The sequence below is a fragment of the Profundibacter sp. genome (genome assembly GCF_965277155.1).
In the GTDB taxonomy this organism is placed as follows: domain Bacteria; phylum Pseudomonadota; class Alphaproteobacteria; order Rhodobacterales; family Rhodobacteraceae; genus Profundibacter.
Genome location: NZ_CBDIBV010000014.1, coordinates 124,178 through 147,047, shown reverse-complemented (window position 1 = coordinate 147,047; position 22,870 = coordinate 124,178). Strand labels below are relative to the sequence as shown.

Here is a 22,870-nt window from a genome sequence, read left to right as displayed (position 1 = left end):
CAAGCCCTAGATGGAGAAACAAAATGGAATTTCCAAAGACGATCAAAAGCTTCGTGCTGCACGACATGCGCGGCAAATGGACCTACAAGGGCAAGGAATTGCGCAGCGCCCATTACATCCGCGTCGGATCACGGATGAGCCTTTTCATCAATACTGAATCCGATATCGATGGCAACCTGTCCTATGCCATTCGGTTACGCGACAGCACAATCACCGGAATTGCGACGTTGAAGGAAGCCATACATGTCGTCGAAACCGTGATTGATGAAAATGAAGATTTCATCAGCCAATATACAATGCTGGTTGAATAGATTTGATGCCGAACTGGGCATCATGCCTTGATATGTAACGACCACTCACTAAAAACCGAATGGCCCGCGTGATGTTTCATGTGGGCCATTTTTGTGTCCTGCCCCTGCGAAAACGCCGCACCCCGATTGCGGTGCTTCCCCTCTGGACGACAGCGGCTGCAATCCTTATATATTCAGTCAAGTAATCCAAAGAGGGTCCCATGACTGCCGAATCCGATACACCGCTTGAAGGCACACCATTGATCAAACCGTCCAGCACGGATCATCCGTTGTATGACAAAATCGTCGAGGCTTGCCGCTCGGTCTATGACCCCGAGGTGCCGGTGAACATCTATGATCTGGGCCTTGTCTATACGATCGAGATTTCAGACGAGGGCGATGTGCAAATCTATATGTCGCTGACAGCACCGGGCTGTCCTGTCGCTGGCGAAATGCCCGGCTGGATTGCCGATGCGATTTCGCCATTGGCCGGTGTCAAAACCGTCAATGTCGAACTGGTCTGGGAACCACAGTGGGGCATGGAAATGATGTCCGACGAGGCCCGCCTTGAACTGGGTTTCATGTAAAAACGACATATTGCAGTCGCTATCCTGCTAGCGCGGCCCTGTGCCGCGCTTTTAGCGTTCGGGAAGATGCAACGCAGAGGATCATCCAAGATGCCGATCAAAACCACCACCATCGGGGCCTTTCCCAAGCCCGACTATGTGCCGATCAAAGACTGGTTCAAGGTCACCCATGCCGCCGATAGCTATACTGCCGATGTGGTGCAAAACTGGTCGGATTCCCCCGAACACGAACCTGCCTTTGAGCGCGCCACCCGAGAAGCGGTGCAGACCCAGATCGCCTGTGGCATCGACATTCCCACCGACGGCGAGCAGCGGCGCGAGAACTATGTGCATTACCAGTGCCGCTATATGGACGGCTTTGATTTCGACAATCTGGAACATCGGGTTTTGCGCAACGGCGCTTATGAATCCGACCTGCCCGCGATCCGTGGCAAAATCCGTGCCGGCAAACCGGTGCTGCCACGCGATTACAAACAGGCGCAATCCTTTTCCGACCGCCCTGTCAAACTGACCCTGCCCGGCCCGATGACCATCATCGGCACCGTGGCCGATTGCCACTACAATGATGATGCCAAACTGGCCTTCGATCTGGCTGACGCGCTGAACCAAGAGGTGCTGGCGCTGGCCGATGCCGGTTGCATCCACATTCAGGTGGACGAACCCCTGTTCGCCCGCAAGCCCGAGGACGCAGCGGCCTTTGGGTATGAGGCCTTGGAACGCGTATTCCACGGCGCGCCCGATCATGTGGTGCGCACTGCCCACATGTGTTGCGGCTATCCCGAACATATTGATCAGCCGGATTACCCCAAGGCGGATCACAACGTCTATCACCAGCTGGTCGAGGCGCTGGATGGCCGCATCGACGCCCTGTCGATCGAGGATTGCCATTGCCACAGCGACCTTTCGCTGTTCGAGAAGTTCCGCAAAACCACCGCGATTGTCGGTTTTGTCGATATCGCCGTCAGCCAGATCGAGGCGGTGGATCAAATCGCAGCGCGGATGCGCGAGGTATTGACAATGCTGCCCCCAGAACGCCTGATCGCCGCGCCCGATTGCGGGTTGGGCTTTTTGACGCTGGAACAGACCCGCACAAAGCTGACAAATATGTGCAAAGCGGCGGCAATGGTCTGACCCCGCTTGAGATCACATGCATAATACCCTATATAAAGGGTCAGGAAACAGGAGAACCCCATGTTCGGCATCCCCGGCAAACAGGCGGTCAGCATGACCCCGACCGCAGCGAAACAGATCTCAAAGCTGATGGCTGAAAAGGGCCATCAGGGCCTGCGCATCGGCGTCAAGAAAGGCGGCTGTGCAGGGATGGAATACACCATGGACTATGTGGACGAAGTTGATCCGATGGACGAAGTGGTAGAACAGGACGGCGCGCGGGTGATGATTGCCCCGATGGCGCAGATGTTCCTGTTCGGCACGGAAATCGATTACGAGGTTTCCTTGCTGGAAAGCGGTTTCAAATTCCGCAATCCCAACGTGACAGAATCCTGCGGCTGCGGCGAATCCATCAAATTCGCAGAAATGTAGTGTCGACCGACTCCGAATTTCTGGCCCACGCCCGCGATCTGTTCGCCGATCTTGGCCCGATCAGAACCGGCCGCTTGTTCGGAGGCACCGCTCTTTATGTCGATGATGCGATGTTTGCGGTGATCTTTGGGGATGCGCTGTATATGAAGGCCGATAAACCCCTTGCCGCCGAATATGCCGATGCCGGTTCAGTGCCGTTTCAATACGATACCAAAACCGGCGTGCGTATCATCCCTGGCCTAATATCCCTGCCTGAAAGCGCATTGGACGATCCCGACGAGGCCATGTTCTGGGCCAGAAAATCCATGGTTCCGGCCCGAAAGGCCGCGACCAAACGCACCAAAGCCAAACAGGCCAAAAAATGAGCGTCAGCGACACCGATATCACCTTTGTCCACGATATGTTTGACCCGCTGGGCCAGATCACCACCCGTAAAATGATGGGTGGTCTATCGATCTATTGCGATGGCACGATTTTCGCCATGCTGGACCGCGCAGGCACACTGTATCTAAAGGCCAAAGGGGCCTTTGCCGATGAAATCTCTGCCGCTGGCGGACGGCAATTCGGGGTAGAGACAGGCGATAAAATGGCCTATTGGACCCTGCCCGACACCGCCAATTACGACCCGGACGCGGTGTTGATCTGGGGGCAAAAGGCGCTGGACGCCCTATAGGGGCGAACGCGTTCACTTGCCGCAGTTACCGCTAACGCCTTGCCATCATGCGCCGATATAGGGCATCAATTACCCCAACCAACAAAGGGATATTGATCATGCGTAAAAAACTTGCCGCCGGAAACTGGAAAATGAACGGCACCACCGCGTCACTGACCGAGGTCGACGCGCTGCTGGCCGCCCACCCTGCCCCGGGTTGCGAAATTCTGCTGTGCCCGCCCGCCACTCTGGTTTCGGCCATGGCCGCACGGATTGGCGACGGGCCGATCCACACCGGCGGACAGGATTGCCACGCCGAACCCTCGGGCGCCCATACTGGCGATATCGCCGCCGGTATGCTGGTCGATGCCGGTGCCAGCCATGTGATCCTTGGCCATTCCGAATGCCGTCAGGACCACAACGAAAGTGACAAGGACGTGCGCAACAAGGCCAAGGCTGCAATTGCGGCCGGTCTGGTGGCCGTGGTTTGCTGTGGTGAATCCGATGCCGAACGCGAGGCGATGAACACGCTGGAAATCATCTCGGGTCAATTGGCCGGTTCCATCCCCGATAATGTCACCGGCGAAAACCTTGTGGTGGCCTACGAGCCAATCTGGGCCATCGGCACCGGCAAGGTTCCGACGCTGGACCAGATCGGCGAAGTGCATGATTTCATCCGCACCCAGCTTGAGCGCCGCTTTGGTGAAGGCGTGGGTCGGTCCGTGCGTCTGCTTTATGGTGGTTCGGTGAAACCGTCAAATGCAGCGGAAATCTTTGCGGTGTCTAACGTGGATGGCGCGCTTGTGGGCGGGGCGTCGCTAAAGGCTGCTGACTTTATGGACATCATCACAGAGCTTGAACAGGCCTGATCTCGCCCAATCACCAGACACAAAAAAGCCGCCGAGGTTGCCCTTGGCGGCTTTCTCACACATTTACCCTATGCTACTTGGTAATCACTTCCGGGCCCATCACCGCATTGGGTATAGCGGTCGACAGCCACGGGATATAGGTGATCATAATCAGGAACACGAACAGCACGGCCAAAAATGGCAACGCCGCCTTGACCACCCGCATCATCGGCATGCCCGCAACCCCCGAGGTCACAAACAGGTTCAGGCCAACAGGCGGGGTGATCATGCCGATTTCCATGTTCACCACCATGATGATCCCCAGATGGATCGGGTCGATCCCCAGTTCCATCGCGATCGGGAAAACCAGCGGGGCGACAATCACCAACAGGCCCGACGGCTCCATGAACTGCCCGCCAATCAGCAGGATCAGGTTGACCACCACCAGGAACATCACCCAACCGAAACCGGCGCTTAACATCGCATTGGCCACCTGCTGCGGGATCTGTTCTTCGGTCAGAACGTGTTTCAGGATCAGCGCATTGGCAATCACGAACATCAGGGTAACGGTCAGCTTGCCCGCCTCAAACAGTGTACGCTGCGTGTCGCGATGGAAAAACGCCGTAACCAGCGCGTAGGGCTTGTTCAGCAAACTGCCCTTTGCCCCACCGTTCCTTGCGGCCAGTGGCCCCATGTCGCGATAGACAAAACTGGCAATCAGGAAAGCATAGATCGATGCCACAGCGGCGGCTTCTGTCGGCGTAAAGATGGCCGAGGTCACACCGGGTATGCCGTAGATCCCAACCATGATAATCACGATCAGCATCAGCCCCCAGAACGCATCGGCAAAGGCTGTTCCGATCTCGCCCCAACCGGCCCATTCACCCGCCGGCATTTTCTTGACCCGCGCCATCACATAGATCGCAACCATCAGCATACCACCGGCCAACAGACCGGGGATGATGCCCGCCAGGAACATCCGGCCCACCGACACTTCGACCGCGGCGGCATAAACCACCATCACGATAGAGGGCGGGATCAGGATGCCCAATGTGCCCGCGTTACAGATCACACCGGCGGCGAAATCCTTGGTATAGCCCGCCTTGGTCATCGCCGCGATCACGATCGAGCCGATGGCAACCACGGTCGCGGGGGATGACCCCGACAGGGCGGCAAACATCATACAGGCGAACACACCGGCAATCGCCAGACCACCGCGCAGATGGCCGACGCAAGCGATGGAGAACCGGATGATCCGTTCCGCCACACCACCAGTCGACATAAATGACGAGGCAAGGATAAAGAACGGGATAGCCAGTAGGGTAGAATGGCCCTCGAAGGCCGAAAACAGTGTTTGTGCGATCGACGCCAATGAGGCATCCGAGAAAATCAGCAGGAATACAATCGAGCTGAATCCAAGCGACACAGCGATGGGAACCCCGATCATCATCAGGCCGACGACCATCGCAAAAAGGAAAGCAACTGTCATTGTTCACCCTCCCCGCGCAATTCCTGAATCTCGGCGATTTCATCCTCGACTTCGTGACTGGCAATGATACGGTCCATTTTACCGTTCCAAACGGCGAAAGCGGTTTGAATAAACCGAAACAACAACAATGCCATGGACAGCGGCAGCACCATATAGGGCACCATTCGGGGAAGCTTTTCATACGCATCCCCGTCGTTAAACGCCCCTTGCATCCAGTTCAGAAAGGCAGGCAGCGGAATGTCATTGGTTTCATACCAGCCCTTGCCGCGGAATTTCTCCTGAAAGCCGGTGGGAAACCAGCGACCTTCGGTTTGCGGCAGGTTGGCAAAATTGGCCCAGTAATCCCAGGCCCCTTTCAGCAGCAGGAAGCTGTAGAAAATGCAGATTAGCACGACAATCAGCGCCAGCACACGGCGCGGTCCCCGTGGCAGCATATTCACCACAGCATCCACCCCCAGATGCGCGCCTTTTTTGACTGCATAGGATGCGCCCAACAGCACCAGCCAGGCGAACATGAACACAGTCAGTTCCAGCGCCCACAGGATGTTGGAATTGAAGACATAACGGGCAATTACATTGGCGAATGTCAGCAGCGTCATCGCACCCAGCAGAAACGCAATCAGCGTTTCCTCGATCCGGTCGACAAAGCTTGCACCTGGTTTCGGATGCATCCTGTCCCCCTCCCTGTTTGGTAAATATTAAACGCGCGCCCTCGTTCAGCGGGGCGCGCGCAAGTTTTCTAAACGGTCTTACATGGACTCGTTTATCTTCTGGGCGGCGTCGATTGCATCCTGACCAACGTCACCTTTGAATTTGTCCCAAACGGGCATCATTGTATCGACCCATTCCTGACGCTGTTCAGGTGTCAGAGTGCGAATGGTTCCGCCCGCATCAATGATCGACTGCTTGGCAGCTTCATTCACCGCAAAGGCTTCGGCGTTACGTGTTTTGGTCACTTCACCCAGAATGGTCAGGAACTGATCGCGCACATCGGCGTCCAGGCTTTCCAGCCAGTCAACATTGGTCACCACCAGATAGTCGATGATACCGTGGTTGGTTTCGGTCACACCGTCCTGAACCTCGTAGAACTTTTTACCATAGATGTTCGACCAGGTGTTTTCCTGACCGTCCACAACGCCCTGTTGCAGCGCGCCGTAAACTTCGGAAAACGCCATTTTCTGCGGGCTTGCGCCGATCGCTTCCATCTGGGCAACCAGAACGTCCGACGATTGCACGCGGAATTTCAGGCCATTGGCATCTGACGGATGGATCAGCGGCTTGTTAGCCGACAGTTGTTTCAGACCGTTATGCCAGAAGGCCAGCCCCTGAAGGCCACGTTTCTGCATCGAATCCAGCAGCGCCTGACCGGCATCCGAGGACTGATAGGCATCAACCGCATCCATGCTTTTGAACATGAAGGGCAGATCGAATAGGCGGAATTTCTTGGTGAGAGGTGGTCGCGGAAATTCGGACCAGTTGTTAAGGTGGATCGACTTATGAGAAAGACGATTCAAAATGACGAAACGAAAGAACCATTCTCCCGAATTCAAAGCCCGCGTTGCGCTTGAAGCAATCCGCGAGGAAATGACGATGGCGGAGCTGTCGAAGAAGTATGGTGTGCATCCAACCCAGATTGGCACATGGAAACGAGCAGCGATTGAAAACATGGCCACGGCATTTTCCAGACGGGGCCGTGATCCTGATCGGGTTGATGAAGCCCAGATTGAGAAGCTGCACTCCAAGATTGGTCAGCTGGTCGTGGAACGGGATTTTTTAGCCAACGCCTCGCAACAGTTGCTCGGGAAGCGAGGCAAAAAATGGTGAGCCGTGAGCATGATCTGAGTGTGCGACGACAATGCGGGCTACTTTCTCTGGCGCGCTCGAACCTGTATTACCAGCCAAAAGGCGAAAGTGCTGAAAATTTGCGGTTCATGACAATAATCGACAAGCAATTCTTGCAGACGCCGTGGTATGGATCACGGCAAATGGCCCGGCACATGCAGCGCCAAGGTTACAAGTGTGGTCGCCACAGGGTCCGCCGTTTGATGCGGCTGATGCGGTTGGTTCCGATCTACCAGACGCCCAACACGAGCAAGAAACATCCGCAGCATAAGATCTACCCGTATCTGCTGCGAGACCTGACGATTGATCGTCCAAACCATGTGTGGTGCGTAGATATCACCTACATTCCGATGCAGCGCGGGTTCCTCTATTTGGTCGCGATCATGGACTGGCACAGCCGCAAGGTTTTGAGCTGGAGATTGTCAAACAGCATGGAGGCAGATTTTTGCGTTGAAGCCCTGAAAGAGGCTATGGCCAAATACGGCAAGCCCGATATCATGAACAGCGACCAGGGCAGCCAGTTCACCGGGTTTGAATGGACGCAGGCGCTGAAAGAAGCCGACGTGAAAATCTCGATGGATGGCAAAGGTCGCTGGGTCGATAACCGGATGATCGAGCGGCTTTGGCGATCCTTGAAATACGAATGCATTTACCTCAACGCATTTGAAACGGGTTCGCAGACCCGCGCCGGGATCGGGAAATGGTTGGCTTACTACAACACCGAGCGCCCGCATTCCACCCACGGAATATTGACCCCGGATGAAGCCTATGACAGAAAAACAAAACCAATGAGTTTGGCAGCCTAAATGAAACCCTGATCCATCTTAAACTGGCTGCTGACTGGTCAAAAAAGTGGGACCACCTCTGTGAACTTCTCGAACTTGGACAGCGACGGCGCCGCCAGTTGAACGTCGCCCTGCAACATGGCTTCCAGAACCTTGTTGTCATCATAAAGGGTCGAGTTGGGGTAAACCTCCATACAGGCTTTGCCGTCCATCTCGGTGTTCACACGCTCTTGCAGCAGGCTGGCAGCGATACCTTTGGGGTGTTTGTCAGTGTTGGTCACATGGGCGAACTTGATTACGATTTCGCCTTCGTCACAACCAGCCGACGCAACAGCGGTTTGTGCGGTGAAAGAAAGCGCCACAGCAGTGGTGACAGCAGTCAAAAATTTCATTGGGGTCTCCTCCCGGGTTTTGAGACATTGCATAGATGTGCACCCGCATCCCGCAGGCACCCGCCTAGATCAGACCCCAGCCCCCCGCACCGCTCAAGAAAAACTTCACAGGGCTGTTACAATGAGCAAAACCGTTATCTGGCAATACGTTAGCGACTGACGTTACAGCCTTCCGGCTGGCCGGTGGCGGGAATCCACACAGGCAATTTGGCCCGTTGTGCGGATTTCCACACAGGTCACCGGAACCGTTCCGGCCGAATCCCGTATTTGGTCAGCTTGTCGTAAAAGGTTTTGCGCGGCAATTTCGAGCTATGCCCAAAAGTTGGTGACGCAGTAATCAGGCGGCATGTTTTTCCTGCTTGATCCCGTCCTTAAATTCAACCCCTTCGATGATTTCCGGCAATCGGAATGCGCCGTCGAGTTTACGCCATTTCTTCTTTGCCGACATCATCAGGCGGAAGGTCATTGCCAAGGCGGTCTTGCGCCCGAGGCAGCCTTTGGTCTTCTTCGTTCGGTGCCGCACGGTGGCAAATATGCTTTCGATGGGGTTGGATGTGCGGATGTGTTTCCAGTGCTCGGCAGGGAAGTCGTAGAAGGTCAGCAGCACGTCCCGGTCCTTGGTCAGCTTCCCCACGGCACGCTCGTATTTCACGCCATAGGCTTCGATGAAGAAATTGAACGCGGCCTCGGCGTCCCGTTTGTTCTCGGCCATCCAGATGTCCTGTAGATGGCCCTTGGCTTTGGCTTGCAGCGACTTCGGCATGGCATTCAGGACGTTGCCGGTTTTATGCACCCAGCAGCGCTGCTCCCGAGTCTCACCGAACACCTCCCGCAAGGCGTTCCAGAAGCCGAGCGCGCCATCACCAACGGCCAGATCAGGGGCTTTTCTGAGGCCACGACGTTGCAAGTCCAGCAGCAATTCACGCCAGCTCTGGCTGCTTTCTCGATACCCGTCCACGAGGCCCAGAACATCCTTGTTACCCCACTCGTCCGCGCCGATGATCACCAGCATGCATTGCTTGTCAGCATCCGTGCGCGGCTTGAAATAAACCCCGTCGGCCCAGAAATACACATAGCGTTTGGCCGACAGGTCACGCCGGTTCCAACGCTCGTATTCTGCCCACCACTCCGCCTTCAGGCGCGAAATCGTGCTCGATGTCAAACCACCCGCATCAGGCCCCAGAAGGGCCGCCAGTGCTTCGCCGAAATCACCCGTGGAAATACCTTTGAGATAGAGCCAGGGCAACAACTCCTCGACCGACTTTGCCCGGCGCAGATACGGCGGCAGAAGCGTCGAGGTGAACCTGATCTTCTCCGCCCCCGTGCCACGATCACGCACCCGAGGCACATTCACCGGGACAGGGCCGATCCCCGTCATCACCTCGCGCTCCGGCAGGTATCCGTGGCGAACAAGGCGCTGGCGACCGGCCGAATCCCTCAAATGCGCGTGTTGCGCCATCAGATCACAAACCTCGGCCTCGACCGCCTGTGCCAACAGATCCCGCGCGCCTTTGCGCAAGATATCCGTCAGCGGATCAGGTGAAATTCCGGCTGGATCGGTAAACTCCAAAATAGTATCGTCTTCCATGTGGCATATCCTTTTCTCTCTGAGAATCGCGGCGCGTCAACACCGCCATGATATGCCACCCAATCACCCCATCACCAACTTTCGGGCATTACTCCCGTAACCGTTGACTGGGTTGTTCTGACTGCTGCTGTTGTAGGCCTGGGCCTCGCTGTGCTGTCGCTGATCAAAGGCAAAACACAGACTCTGACAAACAAAATCGGCTCGGCCATGGACAGCATGTCTGTTTCCACAAACTTCTAAACCGAAGTTTTCGAGAATTGTTAAACCGCGTCCCTTACCGGGCGCGGTTTTTCGTTAGGGTATTGCAAAATCTAGAGTTAGATCTGCCTGCTTTATTCCTTCCCTCTTTCACAATTTGGACACAGTACGACGATAGCATCAAAGAAACCACACAACCATAAGATGGGCGCACGGAGACGGACATGATAAATTCACTAATTAAATTTGCTAAATCTGAAAACGGGGCCGTCACTGTTGATTGGGTTGTGCTTACGGCCGCTATTGCCGGGCTAGGCCTTGCCGTCGTTTTGGTACTTCGCCCAAAAGTAGAAGATAAGACAGTTGCTATTGGTTCGGTGCTTGATGCCGCGGGTGTAGACCCAACATTCTAATCGAGCCGCATTCTCGCCTTTCTTGCAGCGGCAACGCTGCTACCCTTCCAAACAAAACCCGCCTTTTGTTCACGTTATTGCCGCAATCATTGTCTATTGATGTGATTGGTAATAGATTATATGCCCACTACGCATAGGAAGCGAAAGGATACATCATGCGAATGGTTTTTGGTTTGGTTCTGATTTTAGGGTTGGGACTGGCCGGTTTTGCCGTTTATATGACCAAAGGGAACCTCTAAAAATCCCCCAAAATCCGGCCTGACGGGGTAGAATCGTCATCAGGATGAAAATGATTCGACCGACGGGGTTTTGTCATGGGTCAGATGAGATTTTTTGATCTTTCCAGCCGATACGCGGGACTGGACAAATCTGGTGATCCGCTGGTGTTGCTCAACGACATGGTGCCGTTCGAGGATTACCGGGACGAGCTGAAGGCCATATGGCGCACGCCGCCCGAACAGCGCAAATCCAACGCTGGCCGCCCGCCTTGGGATGAGGTGCTGATATTCAAGACGATGGTTTTGCAGCAGCTCTACAACCTCTCTGACGATCAGATCGAGTATCAGATCCGCGACCGCCTGTCGTTCATGCGGTTTCTCGGCCTTGGCATTGAAGACAGCGTACCTGACGCCAAGACCATCTGGGCCTACCGTGAAAGGCTGGCCGGGGCCGGGAAGATGAAGGAGCTGTTTGACAAGTTCGATGCCTTTCTGCGCGAAAAGGGCTATCTGGCGATGGGCGGGCAGATTGTTGATGCGAGCATCGTTCCGGCGCCGCGCCAGCACAACAAAAGGGACGAGAACGAGAAAATCAAGGCGGGCGAAACGCCTGAAGAGTGGGAGGAAAAACCCCACAAGAAGCGCCAGAAGGACGTGGATGCGCGCTGGACGAAGAAGCACGGCAAGAGCTATTACGGCTACAAGAACCACATCAATGTCGACCGGCGGCACAAATTCATCCGCGCTTATGATGTCACCGATGCCGCCGTGCATGACAGCCAGGCGCTTGCCGGTCTGATTGATGCGAGCAACACCTCATCGGACCTGTGGGCCGACAGCGCCTATCGCTCGCAAAAGATCGAAAGCGAGCTGGAAGAGCGGGGGCTTCACAGCCATATCCATCACAAGGGCAGGCGCGGCAAGCCGCTTGGCGAGCGCCAGCAAAAGGCCAACCGGAGGCGCTCGAAAGTGCGGGTCCGGGTCGAGCATGTATTCGCTTTTCAGGAGCGCTCCATGGGCGGCAAGCTGATCCGCTCCATCGGCCTGAAGCGGGCGCGATTTCGCATCGGGATGATGAACCTGGTCTACAACATGAAGCGCTTCGTCCAGTTCGAATGCGGCCTGGCGGCGCCGGGATAAGGGTTCATGGGGTGAGGTGTGCCTGAAATACCCAAAACCGGCTTGAAACCGGTGAAAATGGGTTTATGATCCGAAGCAATCAGGCGGGACAGGCGAAAAACCGTCCACCCCGCCGCGAAGAAGGCGAAAACGGGAATTTACAGAGGTTCCCATTATTTATTTTAAACATGTTTTTTAGGGAAATTGATGTGGATCAAGTTGTTGGTATGGGAAATGCTATCCTGTGGCGCCATCGCGCAAAGCGTATAGCTGCGCAAAAATAACGTGGAGGGCACGTGATGCATGAACTTGATGGAGTGACCAAAACTGATCAGTACCGGGCGTTGGGACTGAGCACTTTGGCTTTTACGGTCTGTTTTGCCGTATGGACGATTTTCTCGATTATCGGTGTTAAAATTAAACAAGAGCTGGGCTTGTCCGAAACACAATTCGGTCTGCTTGTGGCGACACCTGTTCTGACCGGTTCGGTCAGCCGGATTTTTCTGGGGGTCTGGACAGATCAGGTTGGGGGGCGGCTGATGTTGCCGTTGCAAATGTTGATTACGTCCATTTCGGTCTGGTTGCTGGCATCGGTTCACACATACACAGTGTTCCTTATGGCCGCCCTTGGTCTGGGGCTTGCCGGTGGGTCGTTCATTATCGGGATTGCCTATGTGTCGCGTTTCTTTGAAGCCGAGAGACAAGGGACAGCCCTTGGTATCTTTGGGGCTGGAAACGTGGGTGCTGCGGTTACCAACTTTGCCGCACCCTTCCTTGTTCTGGCGTATGGATGGGAAGATACCGCGCGTATCTATGCGGTTGTTCTGGTAATCATGGCGGTCCTTTTCTATTTGTTTGCGCCAACCGATCCGGTACGCAAGATGCAAAAGGAAACCGGAGCAAAACCAGTATCGGCCTTGAAACAACTTGAGCCGCTGAAAAATATGCAAGTCTGGCGTTTTGCCACTTACTATTTCTTTGTGTTTGGCGGTTTTGTTGCCTTTGCTTCGTTCCTGCCGCGGTATTATGTCGGGGCTTACGGTGTCGCGCTGACTTCGGCGGGCCTGTTTGCCGGCATGTATTCGCTTCCCGGCTCGATCTTCCGGGCACTGGGCGGCTGGATGTCGGACGTCTGGGGCGCGCGCCATGTGATGTATCTGACCTTTGGTGTGTCACTGATTTTACTGTTCATCATGAGCTACCCGGAAACCACATACATCGTCGAAGGTATTCCGCATAAAGACGGCACCCCGAATATGATTCAGTTCAGCTTTGGTATTCCGCTATATGTGTTTGTGTTCCTGACCGTGATCCTTGGCTTTATGATGAGCCTTGGCAAAGCGGCGGTTTATAAACACATCCCCGTCTATTTCCCGCAAAATGTGGGGGCTGTGGGCGGTCTGGTCGGGATGATCGGGGGCTTGGGCGGCTTTGTTTTGCCGATTGCCTTCGGGATACTGCTGGACATGTTTCAAGTCTGGTCGGTCGTGTTTATGCTGATGTTTGTCCTTGTGGCGGTCAGCATGATCTGGATGCACTTGGCAATCCGTTCTATGGATCGCAAGAACCACCCCGAACTGGTGAAGAATACCCACCTGTCAGACGTGCCACACTAATTCGAATAAACAGGCGGGCTGCACAGGCAGCCCGTCATAAAAACCACCACCAAAGGGAGAAAGACTTTGGGACAAGATCTTAGAAACTGGGACATCGAGGACGAGGGCTACTGGGCCTCGACCGGCAAGTCCATCGCAACACGAAACCTGTGGATTTCGATCCCCAGCCTGCTGGTCGGCTTTGCTGTCTGGCTGTATTGGGGAATCATCACGGTGCAAATGATCAACCTTGGCTATCCGTTTGAAAAGTCCGATCTGTTCACACTGTCAGCGATTGCAGGACTGACGGGGGCGACATTGCGTATCCCTTCGACGTTCTTTATCCGCATCGCGGGCGGGCGAAATACGATCTTTTTCACCACTGCGCTGCTGATGATCCCCGCAATCGGGACTGGTTGGGCGTTGAGCAATCCCGATACGCCTCTTTGGCAGTTCCAGATACTGGCCTTCTTGTCGGGTATCGGTGGCGGCAACTTTGCCAGCTCGATGTCGAACATCTCGTTCTTCTACCCGAAAAAGGTGCAGGGCTATGCTTTGGGAATGAACGCAGGTCTTGGTAATTTTGGTGTAACCACCATGCAAATCCTGATCCCGTTGGTGATGACAATCCCGCTATTTGGCGGCGTCGGGCGCAAGTTGGTCAACACATCCGGCACGCTGATTGGGAAAATTCCGGCAGGAACGGAAACCTACATCCAGAATGCCGGTTACATCTGGCTGGTATTCCTGATCCCGCTCGCTATTGTCGGCTGGTGGGGTATGAACAACATTCGGGATGAGCATGTTTCGCCACGCATCCCGAACCCGTTGGGGGCCTTTGGCATCATGACATTCATGCTGTTGATCGGGTTCTTTGCCGCAGGTGTGGGTCTTTGGATGATGCTGCCGGCCAAGGTGGGCGGTTCCGGCTGGAACGTTGACAAGCTAATCGTCATCCCGTTGGTTATCGGAACCACAGTGGGGTTGCTTTATCTGATTCCGGGTGCTGTTGGGCGTAACTTGTCGCGTCAATACAAGATTTTCGAGAACAAACATACTTGGGCAATGACCACGATCTATACGATGACGTTCGGTAGTTTCATTGGGTATTCGGCGGCCTTTGGCCTGACGATCAAGGTGGTCTTTGGCTTCCAGCATTTGATGGTAGATGGGGTGATGACCCATAATACAGTGAACCCTGACGGTCCGTCAGCGTTGATGTATGCATGGATGGGCCCATTCATCGGTGCACTTATCCGCCCTGTAGGTGGGATGATTGCTGACAAGATGGGCGGAGCCAAGGTCACGCATATCATATCCTTCATCATGGTGTTCTCGACACTTGGCGTGGCTTACTTTCTACAAAAGGCCTACGTCTCGGCCACACCTCAGGACTACTTCCTGCCGTTCATGATCCTGTTTCTGATCTTGTTTACTGCAACTGGCATCGGCAACGGCTCGACCTTCCGTACAATTGCCGCCGTTTTCAACAAAGAGCAGGCAGGTCCGGTGTTGGGCTGGACTTCTGCGGTTGCTGCCTATGGCGCTTTCTTTATTCCCAAGGTGTTTGGCGAGCAAATGAAAGCGGGCACACCAGAGAATGCACTATACGGCTTTGCGGCGTTCTATGCGGTTTGCATCGTCATCAACTGGTGGTTCTACCTGCGTCCCGGCGCCTATGTGAAGAACCCGTAAAACAAACGTCTGTCTGCCCCGGCACCGTGCCGGGGCAGCATCCCCTAGAACAGGAGAGAAACAAAATGAGCCATCTGCTCGACCGCCTGAATTTCTTTCAGTCCAAGCGACTGGATACGTTTTCCAACGGCCACGGCGAAACCACCGCTGAAAACCGCGACTGGGAAGACGTTTATCGCAATCGCTGGCGCCACGACAAAATTGTCCGCTCGACCCATGGTGTAAACTGCACCGGCTCGTGTTCGTGGAAAATTTACGTCAAATCCGGCATTGTGACCTGGGAAACCCAGCAAACCGATTACCCGCGCACCCGCCCCGATATGCCCAACCATGAACCGCGTGGTTGCCAGCGTGGCGCCTCTTACAGCTGGTATCTGTATTCCGCCAACCGCGTGAAAACCCCGCTGATCCGTGGCAAGATGCTGCGTGCCTATCGCAAACTGCGCGCCACCATGAGCGCAACTGCCGCGTGGAAGGCCCTGCAGGACGATCCGATCCTCCGTGCTTCCTACGTCAAAACCCGTGGTAAAGGCGGGTTTGTTCGTGCCACATGGGTCGAGGCCAACGAAATTATCGCCGCCGCCAACGCCTATACCGCCAAAACATACGGCCCCGACCGCGTTTTCGGGTTCTCTCCTATCCCGGCGATGTCGATGGTGTCCTATGCGTCCGGTGCCCGTTACCTCAGCCTGCTGGGCGGCACTTGTCTGTCGTTCTATGACTGGTATTGCGACCTGCCACCGGCCAGCCCGATGACATGGGGTGAACAAACCGACGTGCCGGAATCGGCCGACTGGTATAATGCCGGCTATCTTCTGCTGTGGGGTTCGAACGTGCCGCAAACGCGTACACCCGATGCGCACTTCTATACAGAGGTCCGCTATAAAGGCACCAAATCCGCTGTTATCAGCCCCGACTATTCCGAGGCCGCGAAATTCGGTGACATATGGCTGAACCCCAAGGCCGGCACCGACAGTGCCCTGTCGATGGCGATGGGCCATGTTATCCTGCGCGAATTCCACCTGGACCGTCAGGCGCCGTATTTCGAGGAATACACCCGTAAATATTCCGACTTCCCGATGTTGGTGAAGATCGAGGAAAAAGATGGCCAACTGATCCCGGGCCGCCTGTTACGGGCGGACGATCTGCAAGGGAAGCTGGGCCAGAAGAACAATCCCGAATGGAAAACCGTGGCTTGGGACGGAAAATCCAAAAGCCTTGTTGTGCCCAATGGCACCATCGGTTTCCGCTGGGGTGAAGATGGCGAATGGAACCTCGAGGAACGCGCCAAGGGCAAAGACACCGAACTGATGATGTCGTTTGTTCAGGAAGAAGACCGCGACGATGTTGTTGGCGTGGATTTCCCTTATTTCGGCGGTCAGGCCACCAAGCATTTCGTCAAATGTGACCACCCCGATGTGATGACCAAAAACGTGCCGGTCAAACGGATCAAATCGGGCAAGAAGGAAATCCTTGTTGCCACCGTGTTTGACCTGTTTTGCGCCAACTACGGGCTGGATCGCGGCCTTGGTGGTGATTGGGTGAAGGATGATTATTCCAAAGATATCCCCTATACCCCCGCATGGGCCGAAAAGATTACAGGTGTTCCTGCTGACAAGATCGAAACGGTTGCCCGTGAATTTGCACTGAATGCGGAAAAAACCGAAGGTCGTTCGATGGTTATTCTGGGGGCCGGTCTGAACCACTGGTACCACATGGATATGAACTATCGCGGTATCATCAACATGCTGGTGATGTGTGGTTGCGTTGGTAAATCCGGCGGCGGCTGGAGCCATTATGTGGGTCAGGAAAAACTGCGCCCGCAAACCGGCTGGATCCCGTTGGCCTTTGCCACGGACTGGTGTCGCCCACCGCGCCATATGAACGGAACATCGGCATTCTATGCCCACACCGACCAATGGCGTTACGAGCAGCTGGATGTGAATGAAATCCTGTCCCCCACTGCGCCTAAGGGCGATTGGGATGCCAGCCTGATTGATTACAACATTCGCGCTGAACGCATGGGCTGGTTGCCATCTGCACCACAGTTGAAAACCAATCCGCTGGAAGTGGGAAAGGCGGCCAAGAAAGCTGGTCAGCCCGTTGCCGAATATGTGGCGGAACAGTTGAAATCCGGCAATCTGGAAATGTCCTGCGAGGACCCGGATGCACCGGAAAACTGGCCGCGCAATCTGTTTGTGTGGCGTTCTAACCTGCTGGGCGCGTCCGGCAAGGGCCACGAATACTTCATCAAGCACCTGCTGGGCACCGATCATGGTGTGCTGGGCAAGGATCTGGGTGAAGAAGGTGGCCGGATGCCAAAAGAAGCCAAATGGCATGATGAGGCCCCCGAAGGCAAACTTGACCTGCTGGTGACCATCGACTTCCGCATGTCCACCACGGCAGTTTATTCAGACATCGTTCTGCCGACTGCATCCTGGTATGAAAAAGACGACATGAACACATCCGACATGCACCCGTTCATCCACCCGCTTCAGGCGGCGGTTGATCCGGCCTATGAAAGCCGCACGGACTGGGAAATCTTCAAAGGGATTGCCAAATCGGTTAGTGAGATCGCGCCGGAAATTCTGGATGTGGAAACCGACGTTGTGCAACTGCCGTTGCAGCACGACAGCCCGATGGAAGTGGCCCAGGACCGCGTTCGCGACTGGAAAAAGGGTGAATGCGATCTGATCCCCGGCAAGACCGCGCCGAAATATATCGAGGTCGAGCGGGATTTCTCGCAAATCTATGCCAAATACACTTCGGTTGGTCCTTTGCTGGACAAGCTGGGCAATGGTGGCAAGGGCATCGGCTGGGATACCAAGGTCGAAGTGCAGCATCTGCGCGATCTGAACGGTGTGGTTCTGGAAGAGGGCGTATCGAAAGGCATGCCCAAACTGGACACCGCGATTGATGCCGCTGAAATGATCCTGATGCTGGCCCCTGAAACCAACGGCGAAGTGGCGGTAAAAGCATGGAAAGCATTGGGCGAGGCCACAGGCCGCGAACACACGCATCTGGCCGAAACCAAAGAGGATGAAAAAATCCGCTTCCGCGATATTGCGGCACAACCCCGCAAGATCATTTCCTCGCCCACCTGGTCGGGGATCGAAAGCGAACATGTGTCCTATAACGCCGGTTACACCAACGTTCATGAACTGATCCCGTGGCGCACGCTGACAGGTCGTCAGCAGCTCTATCAGGATCACGAATGGATGCTGGCCTTTGGCGAAGGCTTCTGTAGCTACCGCCCTCCGGTTGATTTGAAAACCATCGAAGGCGACTTCAACACCGAAGAAGGCCAGCCGCATGTGGTGCTGAACTTTATCACGCCGCACCAGAAATGGGGTATCCACTCGACCTATTCGGATAACCTGCACATGCTGACGCTGAACCGCGGTGGCCCTGTGGTCTGGATTTCCGAAGTGGACGCCAAAACCGCCGGGCTGGTCGATAATGACTGGGTCGAGGCATACAACGCCAACGGGGCACTGACGGCCCGTGTTGTTGTGTCCCAGCGGATGAAGCAAGGCACCATCTATATGTATCACGCCCAGGAAAAGATCGTGAATACACCGGGGTCGGAAAAGACCGGCATCCGGGGTGGTATCCATAACTCGGTCACCCGTGTTACGGTGAAGCCAACCCATATGATTGGCGGTTATGCCCAGCAATCCTATGGCTTCAACTATTATGGGACAGTCGGTTCGAACCGCGACGAATTCGTGATCGTTCGCAAAATGAAGAAAGTCGACTGGCTTGATACCCCCTTAACATCTACGGAGGCAGCAGAATGAAAATCCGCGCACAAATAGGCATGGTGCTGAATCTTGATAAATGTATCGGGTGTCACACCTGTTCGGTTACCTGTAAAAACGTCTGGACCAGCCGTGAAGGTGTTGAATACGCCTGGTTCAACAACGTCGAAACCAAACCCGGTATCGGGTATCCCAAAGACTGGGAAAACCAGGCCCGTTGGAATGGTGGCTGGGAACGCTCCAAACGCGGCAAACTACACCCCAAACAGGGTAGCAAATGGCGCATCTTGGCGAAAATCTTTGGCAACCCCGATTTGCCCGAGATTGACGACTATTACGAGCCGTTCACCTTTGACTATGACCATCTGAAATCGGCCCCTGACATGCCCGCCTTCCCCACCGCGCGTCCGCGTTCGGTGATCACAGGCGAGCGGATGGAAAAGATCGTCGGTGGTCCCAACTGGGAGGAAATCCTGGGTGGTGAATTTAGCAAGCGGTCCAAGGACTATAACTTTGAAGGTGTTCAAAAGGAAATCTACGGCGAATACGAAAATACATTCATGATGTATTTGCCGCGCCTTTGCGAACACTGTCTGAACCCCGCTTGTGCTGCATCCTGCCCGTCGGGCGCGATCTACAAGCGTGAAGAAGACGGCATTGTGCTGATTGACCAGGAAAAATGTCGCGGCTGGCGGATGTGCGTGTCCGGTTGCCCCTACAAAAAGGTCTACTACAACTGGGAAAGCGGCAAATCCGAGAAGTGTACCTTCTGCTATCCACGGATTGAGTCAGGCATGCCGACAGTCTGTTCGGAAACCTGCGTGGGCCGCATTCGTTATCTGGGCGTGATCCTGTATGATGCCGATCGGATCGAGGAAATGGCCAATACTCCATCGGAAAAGGATCTGTATCAGGCACAGCTTGATATGTTCCTTGACCCCAATGACCCCGCTGTCGAAGCGCAGGCATTGGCTGATGGCGTGCCGCAGGACTGGATCGATGCAGCCAAGAAATCGCCTGTTTACAAGATGGCGATGGACTGGAAGATCGCCTTCCCGCTGCATCCCGAATACCGCACCTTGCCGATGGTCTGGTATATCCCGCCACTGTCGCCCATCCAGAATGCTGCCGAAGCCGGCGCAATCGGGCTGGACCGCGATATGCCGGATGTGAAATCCCTGCGTATTCCGGTGCGCTATCTGGCCAACATGCTGACCGCCGGTGACGAGGCCCCCGTGGTCACAGCACTGGAACGGATGCTGGCGATGCGTGCCTATATGCGCAGCAAAACCATTGACGGTGTGATTGATGCGGGTATCGCCGAACGCGTCGGCCTGACGCCTGAACTGATCGAGGATATGTTCCATATCATGTCGATTGCCAACTACGAAGACCGCTTTGTTGTGCCGACAACACACCGCGAAACGGTTGAGGACGGCATGGAAATCCGCACCGGTCAGGGCTTTACTGACTGTAATGGCTGTTCCTCGGGGATCAGCACCGGCAGCATGTTCGGCGGCAAGAAAAAGGACAAAGGCTTCTCTATTCCGCCGATGCCCGCCGCCGCACGGGAGGTATTTTAGATGCACATGCCTCTGAAAGCGATATCAGCGCTTCTGAGCTATCCGACAGAAGAGCTACAGGCCGCCAAGGCCGAATTGATCGAGGCGTTGGGGCAGGGTGACCTGCTGCCCGCCGAGATGATCAATGATCTATCCGTGCTGATTAACGGAATCGCCACCGGTGATATCTATGATCTGCAGGAAACATATGTCGGGCTGTTTGACCGCTCGCGCACCCTCAGCTTGAATCTGTTCGAGCATGTCCACGGCGAAAGCCGCGACAGGGGGCCAGCGATGGTCGATCTGGTGGAAAACTATCGGGCGGCCGGGTTCGAGCCTGCGTCAACCGAATTGCCGGATCACCTGCCTGTCTTGCTGGAATTCCTCGCAATGCGTCCCATTGACGAGGCGCAGGAGGTGCTGGCCGATGCCGCGCATATACTGGAAGTGCTTCGCACACGTCTCACACGACGCGAAAGCATTTATGCGCCGGTCTTTGCCGCCCTCCTGCACATTTCCGGCGAGCAGGCCGATCAGACGGCTGTTGCCGAACTGTTGGCCATAAAGGAAGACGATCCTGACGATCTGGAAGCGCTGGATCAGGTCTGGGAAGAAAGTGAAGTCACTTTCGCCCCCGATCCGAACGCCGGTTGTCCACAGGTCCGCGATATGCTGGCCCAGATGGATACGCCCCGGAACGCCCCCCCTGAAACAGCGCCCGCAGCGGCAGAATAAGGAGACAGAATAATGAACCAATTTCTGTTCGGAACTTACCCCTACATCGCGCTAACGGTGCTGTTTATCGGCTCGATCGCGCGGTATGAACGTGACCCTTTCACATGGAAATCCTCCTCGAGCCAGCTTTTGCGTCGCAAACAGCTGATTGTCGGGTCGGTGTTGTTCCATGTGGGTGTGTTGATCATCTTTGGCGGCCATCTTGTCGGTCTGCTTACACCTATCTGGATTTTCAATGCGCTTGGCATCAGCCATGAAGCAAAGCAAATTCTGGCGATGGCTGCCGGTGGTATTGCCGGTATCATGGCGCTGGTTGGTGGCACGATGCTGCTGATGCGCCGTCTGGGGGATCCACGGATCGCCAAGAACTCCAGCTTTGCCGACACCGGCATCCTGATCCTGTTGCTGCTGCAATTGGTTTTGGGGGTTAGCACGATCTTTGTTTCCATGCAGCATCTGGATGGCACAGAAATGGTCAAACTGATGTCATGGGCACAGGGGATATTCTATTTTGATGGCAATGCAGCCAGCTATATTCAGGATGCATCAATCATCTTCAAGATGCATATCCTGCTGGGTCTGACCATCTTCTTGCTGTTCCCCTTCACACGGCTGGTTCACATGCTCTCGGTTCCCGTGCGCTATGTAACTCCGCTGCGCAAAGGGTACCAGATCGTGCGTTCGCGCCGGAAAGCTGCGAAATGAGCACCGAGCGCAAACCCCTGTTCCCGGATGTTTTCGTGAACGGACAAGAAATCTCTGCCGCGGATATCGCGGCAGAGGCCCAGAACCACAATGCCCCCAAGGACAAGCCCGGCTGGGCTTGGCGTGACGGTGCCCGGGCTCTGGTGATCCGCGAGTTGCTGTTGCAAGAGGCGCGCAAGCGTGACCTGCAACCGCAGCCCAACGAACTGGAGCCCGGCATGTTTGAAACCGAGGATGAATCGCTGATCCGCGAATTGCTGGATCTGGCGGTGACGCCGAAGGTTCCAAACGTTGATGACACGCGCAAGGTTTACGACGCGCAGCCCGATATGTTCCGCGCACCCACCTTGTACGAGCCTTCGCACATCCTGTTCGCCGCTGATCCGACCGATGCCGAGGCCTGGGCCGAAGCGTTGCAAAAGGCCCAGGCGGCCCTTGCCACGTTGCGTTCCAACCCCAAGGATTTTGCATCCTTGGCCAAAGAGTTAAGCGATTGTCCGTCCCGTGATGCGGGCGGCCAATTGGGCCAGATCGTCACCGGCGACACCGTGCCGGAATTCGAGGCCGCAATGGATGCGATGGAGCCGGGCGTGATCAACCCCGAGCCTGTCAAATCCCGTTACGGCATACACATCCTACGACTGGATGCCAAGGCCGAGGGGGATGTGTTGCCCTATGACCAGGTCAAGCAGCAGATCGGCGAAATGCTAGAGAAGGCCGCTTGGGCCAGTGCCGCAAATGGATTTGTTCAGGAGCTGGTGGCCAAGGCTGAAATCATCGGAGTCGATATGGCGGCATAATTGCTTTGCATGTTCGACCTATAAAATGCCGCCCCCTGTCCTCGGGGCGGCATT

At 55.3% G+C, this 22,870-nt stretch carries 22 protein-coding genes and 1 pseudogene; 18 read left to right on the top strand and 5 right to left on the bottom strand.

Translation table 11 applies throughout. From position 1 onward, the window contains the following. Nucleotides 1–23 precede the first annotated feature (23 nt). The 7 genes from ACQY4M_RS21570 (at nucleotide 24) to tpiA (ending at nucleotide 3,940) form a co-directional block, all read left to right on the top strand. Entirely contained in the window at nucleotides 24–311 is a 288-nt protein-coding gene (locus tag ACQY4M_RS21570; RefSeq protein WP_428548629.1) for a hypothetical protein, read from the top strand. 200 nt (nucleotides 312–511) lie between these two features. Continuing rightward, nucleotides 512–877, top strand: coding sequence for an SUF system Fe-S cluster assembly protein (locus ACQY4M_RS21565; protein ID WP_428548626.1), 366 nt, complete (start codon nucleotides 512–514; stop codon nucleotides 875–877). Between the two features lie 66 nt (nucleotides 878–943). Further along, the gene (locus ACQY4M_RS21560; RefSeq protein ID WP_428548623.1) at nucleotides 944–2,008 is read left to right on the top strand and encodes a hypothetical protein; all 1,065 of its coding nucleotides are present in this window, start codon (nucleotides 944–946) and stop codon (nucleotides 2,006–2,008) included. A 60-nt stretch (nucleotides 2,009–2,068) separates the two neighbouring features. After that, nucleotides 2,069–2,419, top strand: coding sequence for a HesB/IscA family protein (locus ACQY4M_RS21555; protein ID WP_118942075.1), 351 nt, complete (start codon nucleotides 2,069–2,071; stop codon nucleotides 2,417–2,419). Continuing rightward, the gene (locus tag ACQY4M_RS21550; protein ID WP_428548620.1) at nucleotides 2,419–2,784 is read left to right on the top strand and encodes a TfoX/Sxy family protein; all 366 of its coding nucleotides are present in this window, start codon (nucleotides 2,419–2,421) and stop codon (nucleotides 2,782–2,784) included. The genes ACQY4M_RS21555 and ACQY4M_RS21550 overlap by 1 nt, the downstream gene beginning before the upstream one ends. After that, on the top strand, nucleotides 2,781–3,092 hold the full coding sequence (locus tag ACQY4M_RS21545) for a TfoX/Sxy family protein (RefSeq protein ID WP_428548617.1): 312 nt from the start codon (nucleotides 2,781–2,783) through the stop codon (nucleotides 3,090–3,092). Before ACQY4M_RS21550 ends, ACQY4M_RS21545 begins: the two co-directional genes overlap by 4 nt. Before the next feature lie 98 nt (nucleotides 3,093–3,190). Then, a complete protein-coding gene (gene tpiA, locus ACQY4M_RS21540) occupies nucleotides 3,191–3,940 on the top strand; it encodes a triose-phosphate isomerase (protein WP_428548614.1) in 750 nt (249 codons plus the stop codon). A 73-nt stretch (nucleotides 3,941–4,013) separates the two neighbouring features. Here tpiA and ACQY4M_RS21535 read toward each other — a convergent pair whose 3' ends face one another. The 3 genes from ACQY4M_RS21535 to ACQY4M_RS21525 form a co-directional block, all read right to left on the bottom strand. Further along, nucleotides 4,014–5,408 (bottom strand): TRAP transporter large permease, encoded by a 1,395-nt coding sequence (locus ACQY4M_RS21535; protein ID WP_428548611.1) that lies wholly within the window; start codon nucleotides 5,406–5,408, stop codon nucleotides 4,014–4,016. After that, the gene (locus ACQY4M_RS21530) at nucleotides 5,405–6,079 is read right to left on the bottom strand and encodes a TRAP transporter small permease (RefSeq protein WP_428548608.1); all 675 of its coding nucleotides are present in this window, start codon (nucleotides 6,077–6,079) and stop codon (nucleotides 5,405–5,407) included. The genes ACQY4M_RS21535 and ACQY4M_RS21530 overlap by 4 nt, the downstream gene beginning before the upstream one ends. A 78-nt stretch (nucleotides 6,080–6,157) precedes the next feature. After that, entirely contained in the window at nucleotides 6,158–6,922 is a 765-nt protein-coding gene (locus ACQY4M_RS21525) for a DctP family TRAP transporter solute-binding subunit (RefSeq protein WP_428548605.1), read from the bottom strand. A gap of 1 nt (nucleotide 6,923) precedes the next feature. Here ACQY4M_RS21525 and ACQY4M_RS21520 point away from each other — a divergent pair. Beyond that, a protein-coding gene (locus tag ACQY4M_RS21520) for an IS3 family transposase (RefSeq protein ID WP_428539245.1) occupies nucleotides 6,924–8,056 on the top strand; the annotation gives its coding sequence in 2 pieces (ribosomal slippage) (nucleotides 6,924–7,176 and nucleotides 7,176–8,056; 1,134 coding nt in all). A 41-nt stretch (nucleotides 8,057–8,097) separates the two neighbouring features. Here ACQY4M_RS21520 and ACQY4M_RS21515 read toward each other — a convergent pair. Both ACQY4M_RS21515 and ACQY4M_RS21510 read right to left on the bottom strand, forming a co-directional pair. Continuing rightward, nucleotides 8,098–8,427 (bottom strand): annotated as a pseudogene (locus ACQY4M_RS21515) (C4-dicarboxylate ABC transporter); the annotation flags it as partial. 337 nt (nucleotides 8,428–8,764) lie between these two features. Then, complete coding sequence (locus ACQY4M_RS21510; protein WP_428539230.1) at nucleotides 8,765–10,015, bottom strand: IS256 family transposase; 1,251 nt, start codon at nucleotides 10,013–10,015, stop codon at nucleotides 8,765–8,767. A gap of 422 nt (nucleotides 10,016–10,437) precedes the next feature. Between ACQY4M_RS21510 and ACQY4M_RS21505 the strand changes: the two genes are divergently transcribed. From ACQY4M_RS21505 to ACQY4M_RS21460, 10 genes are all read left to right on the top strand, one after another. Continuing rightward, entirely contained in the window at nucleotides 10,438–10,626 is a 189-nt protein-coding gene (locus tag ACQY4M_RS21505; RefSeq protein WP_428548602.1) for a hypothetical protein, read from the top strand. 314 nt (nucleotides 10,627–10,940) lie between these two features. Beyond that, complete coding sequence (locus tag ACQY4M_RS21500; protein WP_428548600.1) at nucleotides 10,941–11,984, top strand: IS5 family transposase; 1,044 nt, start codon at nucleotides 10,941–10,943, stop codon at nucleotides 11,982–11,984. A gap of 65 nt (nucleotides 11,985–12,049) precedes the next feature. Beyond that, nucleotides 12,050–12,247, top strand: a complete 198-nt coding sequence (locus ACQY4M_RS21495) for a hypothetical protein (RefSeq protein WP_428548597.1) — start codon at nucleotides 12,050–12,052, stop codon at nucleotides 12,245–12,247. A gap of 15 nt (nucleotides 12,248–12,262) precedes the next feature. Then, nucleotides 12,263–13,579, top strand: a complete 1,317-nt coding sequence (locus ACQY4M_RS21490) for an MFS transporter (protein ID WP_428548594.1) — start codon at nucleotides 12,263–12,265, stop codon at nucleotides 13,577–13,579. A gap of 66 nt (nucleotides 13,580–13,645) precedes the next feature. Next, nucleotides 13,646–15,253, top strand: a complete 1,608-nt coding sequence (locus ACQY4M_RS21485) for an antiporter (RefSeq protein ID WP_428548591.1) — start codon at nucleotides 13,646–13,648, stop codon at nucleotides 15,251–15,253. 65 nt (nucleotides 15,254–15,318) lie between these two features. Continuing rightward, nucleotides 15,319–19,053: a nitrate reductase subunit alpha gene (locus ACQY4M_RS21480; RefSeq protein ID WP_428548588.1), complete on the top strand. Its 3,735-nt coding sequence runs from the start codon at nucleotides 15,319–15,321 to the stop codon at nucleotides 19,051–19,053. Beyond that, the gene (gene narH / locus ACQY4M_RS21475) at nucleotides 19,050–20,597 is read left to right on the top strand and encodes a nitrate reductase subunit beta (RefSeq protein ID WP_428548585.1); all 1,548 of its coding nucleotides are present in this window, start codon (nucleotides 19,050–19,052) and stop codon (nucleotides 20,595–20,597) included. Before ACQY4M_RS21480 ends, narH begins: the two co-directional genes overlap by 4 nt. Then, the gene (gene narJ, locus ACQY4M_RS21470; RefSeq protein ID WP_428548582.1) at nucleotides 20,598–21,311 is read left to right on the top strand and encodes a nitrate reductase molybdenum cofactor assembly chaperone; all 714 of its coding nucleotides are present in this window, start codon (nucleotides 20,598–20,600) and stop codon (nucleotides 21,309–21,311) included. 12 nt (nucleotides 21,312–21,323) lie between these two features. Beyond that, the gene (narI, locus tag ACQY4M_RS21465; RefSeq protein WP_428548579.1) at nucleotides 21,324–22,016 is read left to right on the top strand and encodes a respiratory nitrate reductase subunit gamma; all 693 of its coding nucleotides are present in this window, start codon (nucleotides 21,324–21,326) and stop codon (nucleotides 22,014–22,016) included. Further along, nucleotides 22,013–22,816, top strand: a complete 804-nt coding sequence (locus ACQY4M_RS21460) for a peptidylprolyl isomerase (protein ID WP_428548576.1) — start codon at nucleotides 22,013–22,015, stop codon at nucleotides 22,814–22,816. The genes narI and ACQY4M_RS21460 overlap by 4 nt, the downstream gene beginning before the upstream one ends. Nucleotides 22,817–22,870 lie beyond the last annotated feature (54 nt).

Coding starts and splice junctions, on each gene's coding strand:
- ACQY4M_RS21570 (WP_428548629.1), top strand. CDS start 24: ATGGAATTTCCAAAGACGATCAAAAGCTTCGTGCTGCACGACATGCGC.
- ACQY4M_RS21565 (WP_428548626.1), top strand. CDS start 512: ATGACTGCCGAATCCGATACACCGCTTGAAGGCACACCATTGATCAAA.
- ACQY4M_RS21560 (WP_428548623.1), top strand. CDS start 944: ATGCAACGCAGAGGATCATCCAAGATGCCGATCAAAACCACCACCATC.
- ACQY4M_RS21555 (WP_118942075.1), top strand. CDS start 2,069: ATGTTCGGCATCCCCGGCAAACAGGCGGTCAGCATGACCCCGACCGCA.
- ACQY4M_RS21545 (WP_428548617.1), top strand. CDS start 2,781: ATGAGCGTCAGCGACACCGATATCACCTTTGTCCACGATATGTTTGAC.
- tpiA (WP_428548614.1), top strand. CDS start 3,191: ATGCGTAAAAAACTTGCCGCCGGAAACTGGAAAATGAACGGCACCACC.
- ACQY4M_RS21535 (WP_428548611.1), bottom strand. CDS start 5,408: ATGACAGTTGCTTTCCTTTTTGCGATGGTCGTCGGCCTGATGATGATC.
- ACQY4M_RS21530 (WP_428548608.1), bottom strand. CDS start 6,079: ATGCATCCGAAACCAGGTGCAAGCTTTGTCGACCGGATCGAGGAAACG.
- ACQY4M_RS21510 (WP_428539230.1), bottom strand. CDS start 10,015: ATGGAAGACGATACTATTTTGGAGTTTACCGATCCAGCCGGAATTTCA.
- ACQY4M_RS21505 (WP_428548602.1), top strand. CDS start 10,438: ATGATAAATTCACTAATTAAATTTGCTAAATCTGAAAACGGGGCCGTC.
- ACQY4M_RS21500 (WP_428548600.1), top strand. CDS start 10,941: ATGGGTCAGATGAGATTTTTTGATCTTTCCAGCCGATACGCGGGACTG.
- ACQY4M_RS21495 (WP_428548597.1), top strand. CDS start 12,050: ATGATCCGAAGCAATCAGGCGGGACAGGCGAAAAACCGTCCACCCCGC.
- ACQY4M_RS21490 (WP_428548594.1), top strand. CDS start 12,263: ATGCATGAACTTGATGGAGTGACCAAAACTGATCAGTACCGGGCGTTG.
- ACQY4M_RS21480 (WP_428548588.1), top strand. CDS start 15,319: ATGAGCCATCTGCTCGACCGCCTGAATTTCTTTCAGTCCAAGCGACTG.
- narH (WP_428548585.1), top strand. CDS start 19,050: ATGAAAATCCGCGCACAAATAGGCATGGTGCTGAATCTTGATAAATGT.
- narJ (WP_428548582.1), top strand. CDS start 20,598: ATGCACATGCCTCTGAAAGCGATATCAGCGCTTCTGAGCTATCCGACA.
- narI (WP_428548579.1), top strand. CDS start 21,324: ATGAACCAATTTCTGTTCGGAACTTACCCCTACATCGCGCTAACGGTG.
- ACQY4M_RS21460 (WP_428548576.1), top strand. CDS start 22,013: ATGAGCACCGAGCGCAAACCCCTGTTCCCGGATGTTTTCGTGAACGGA.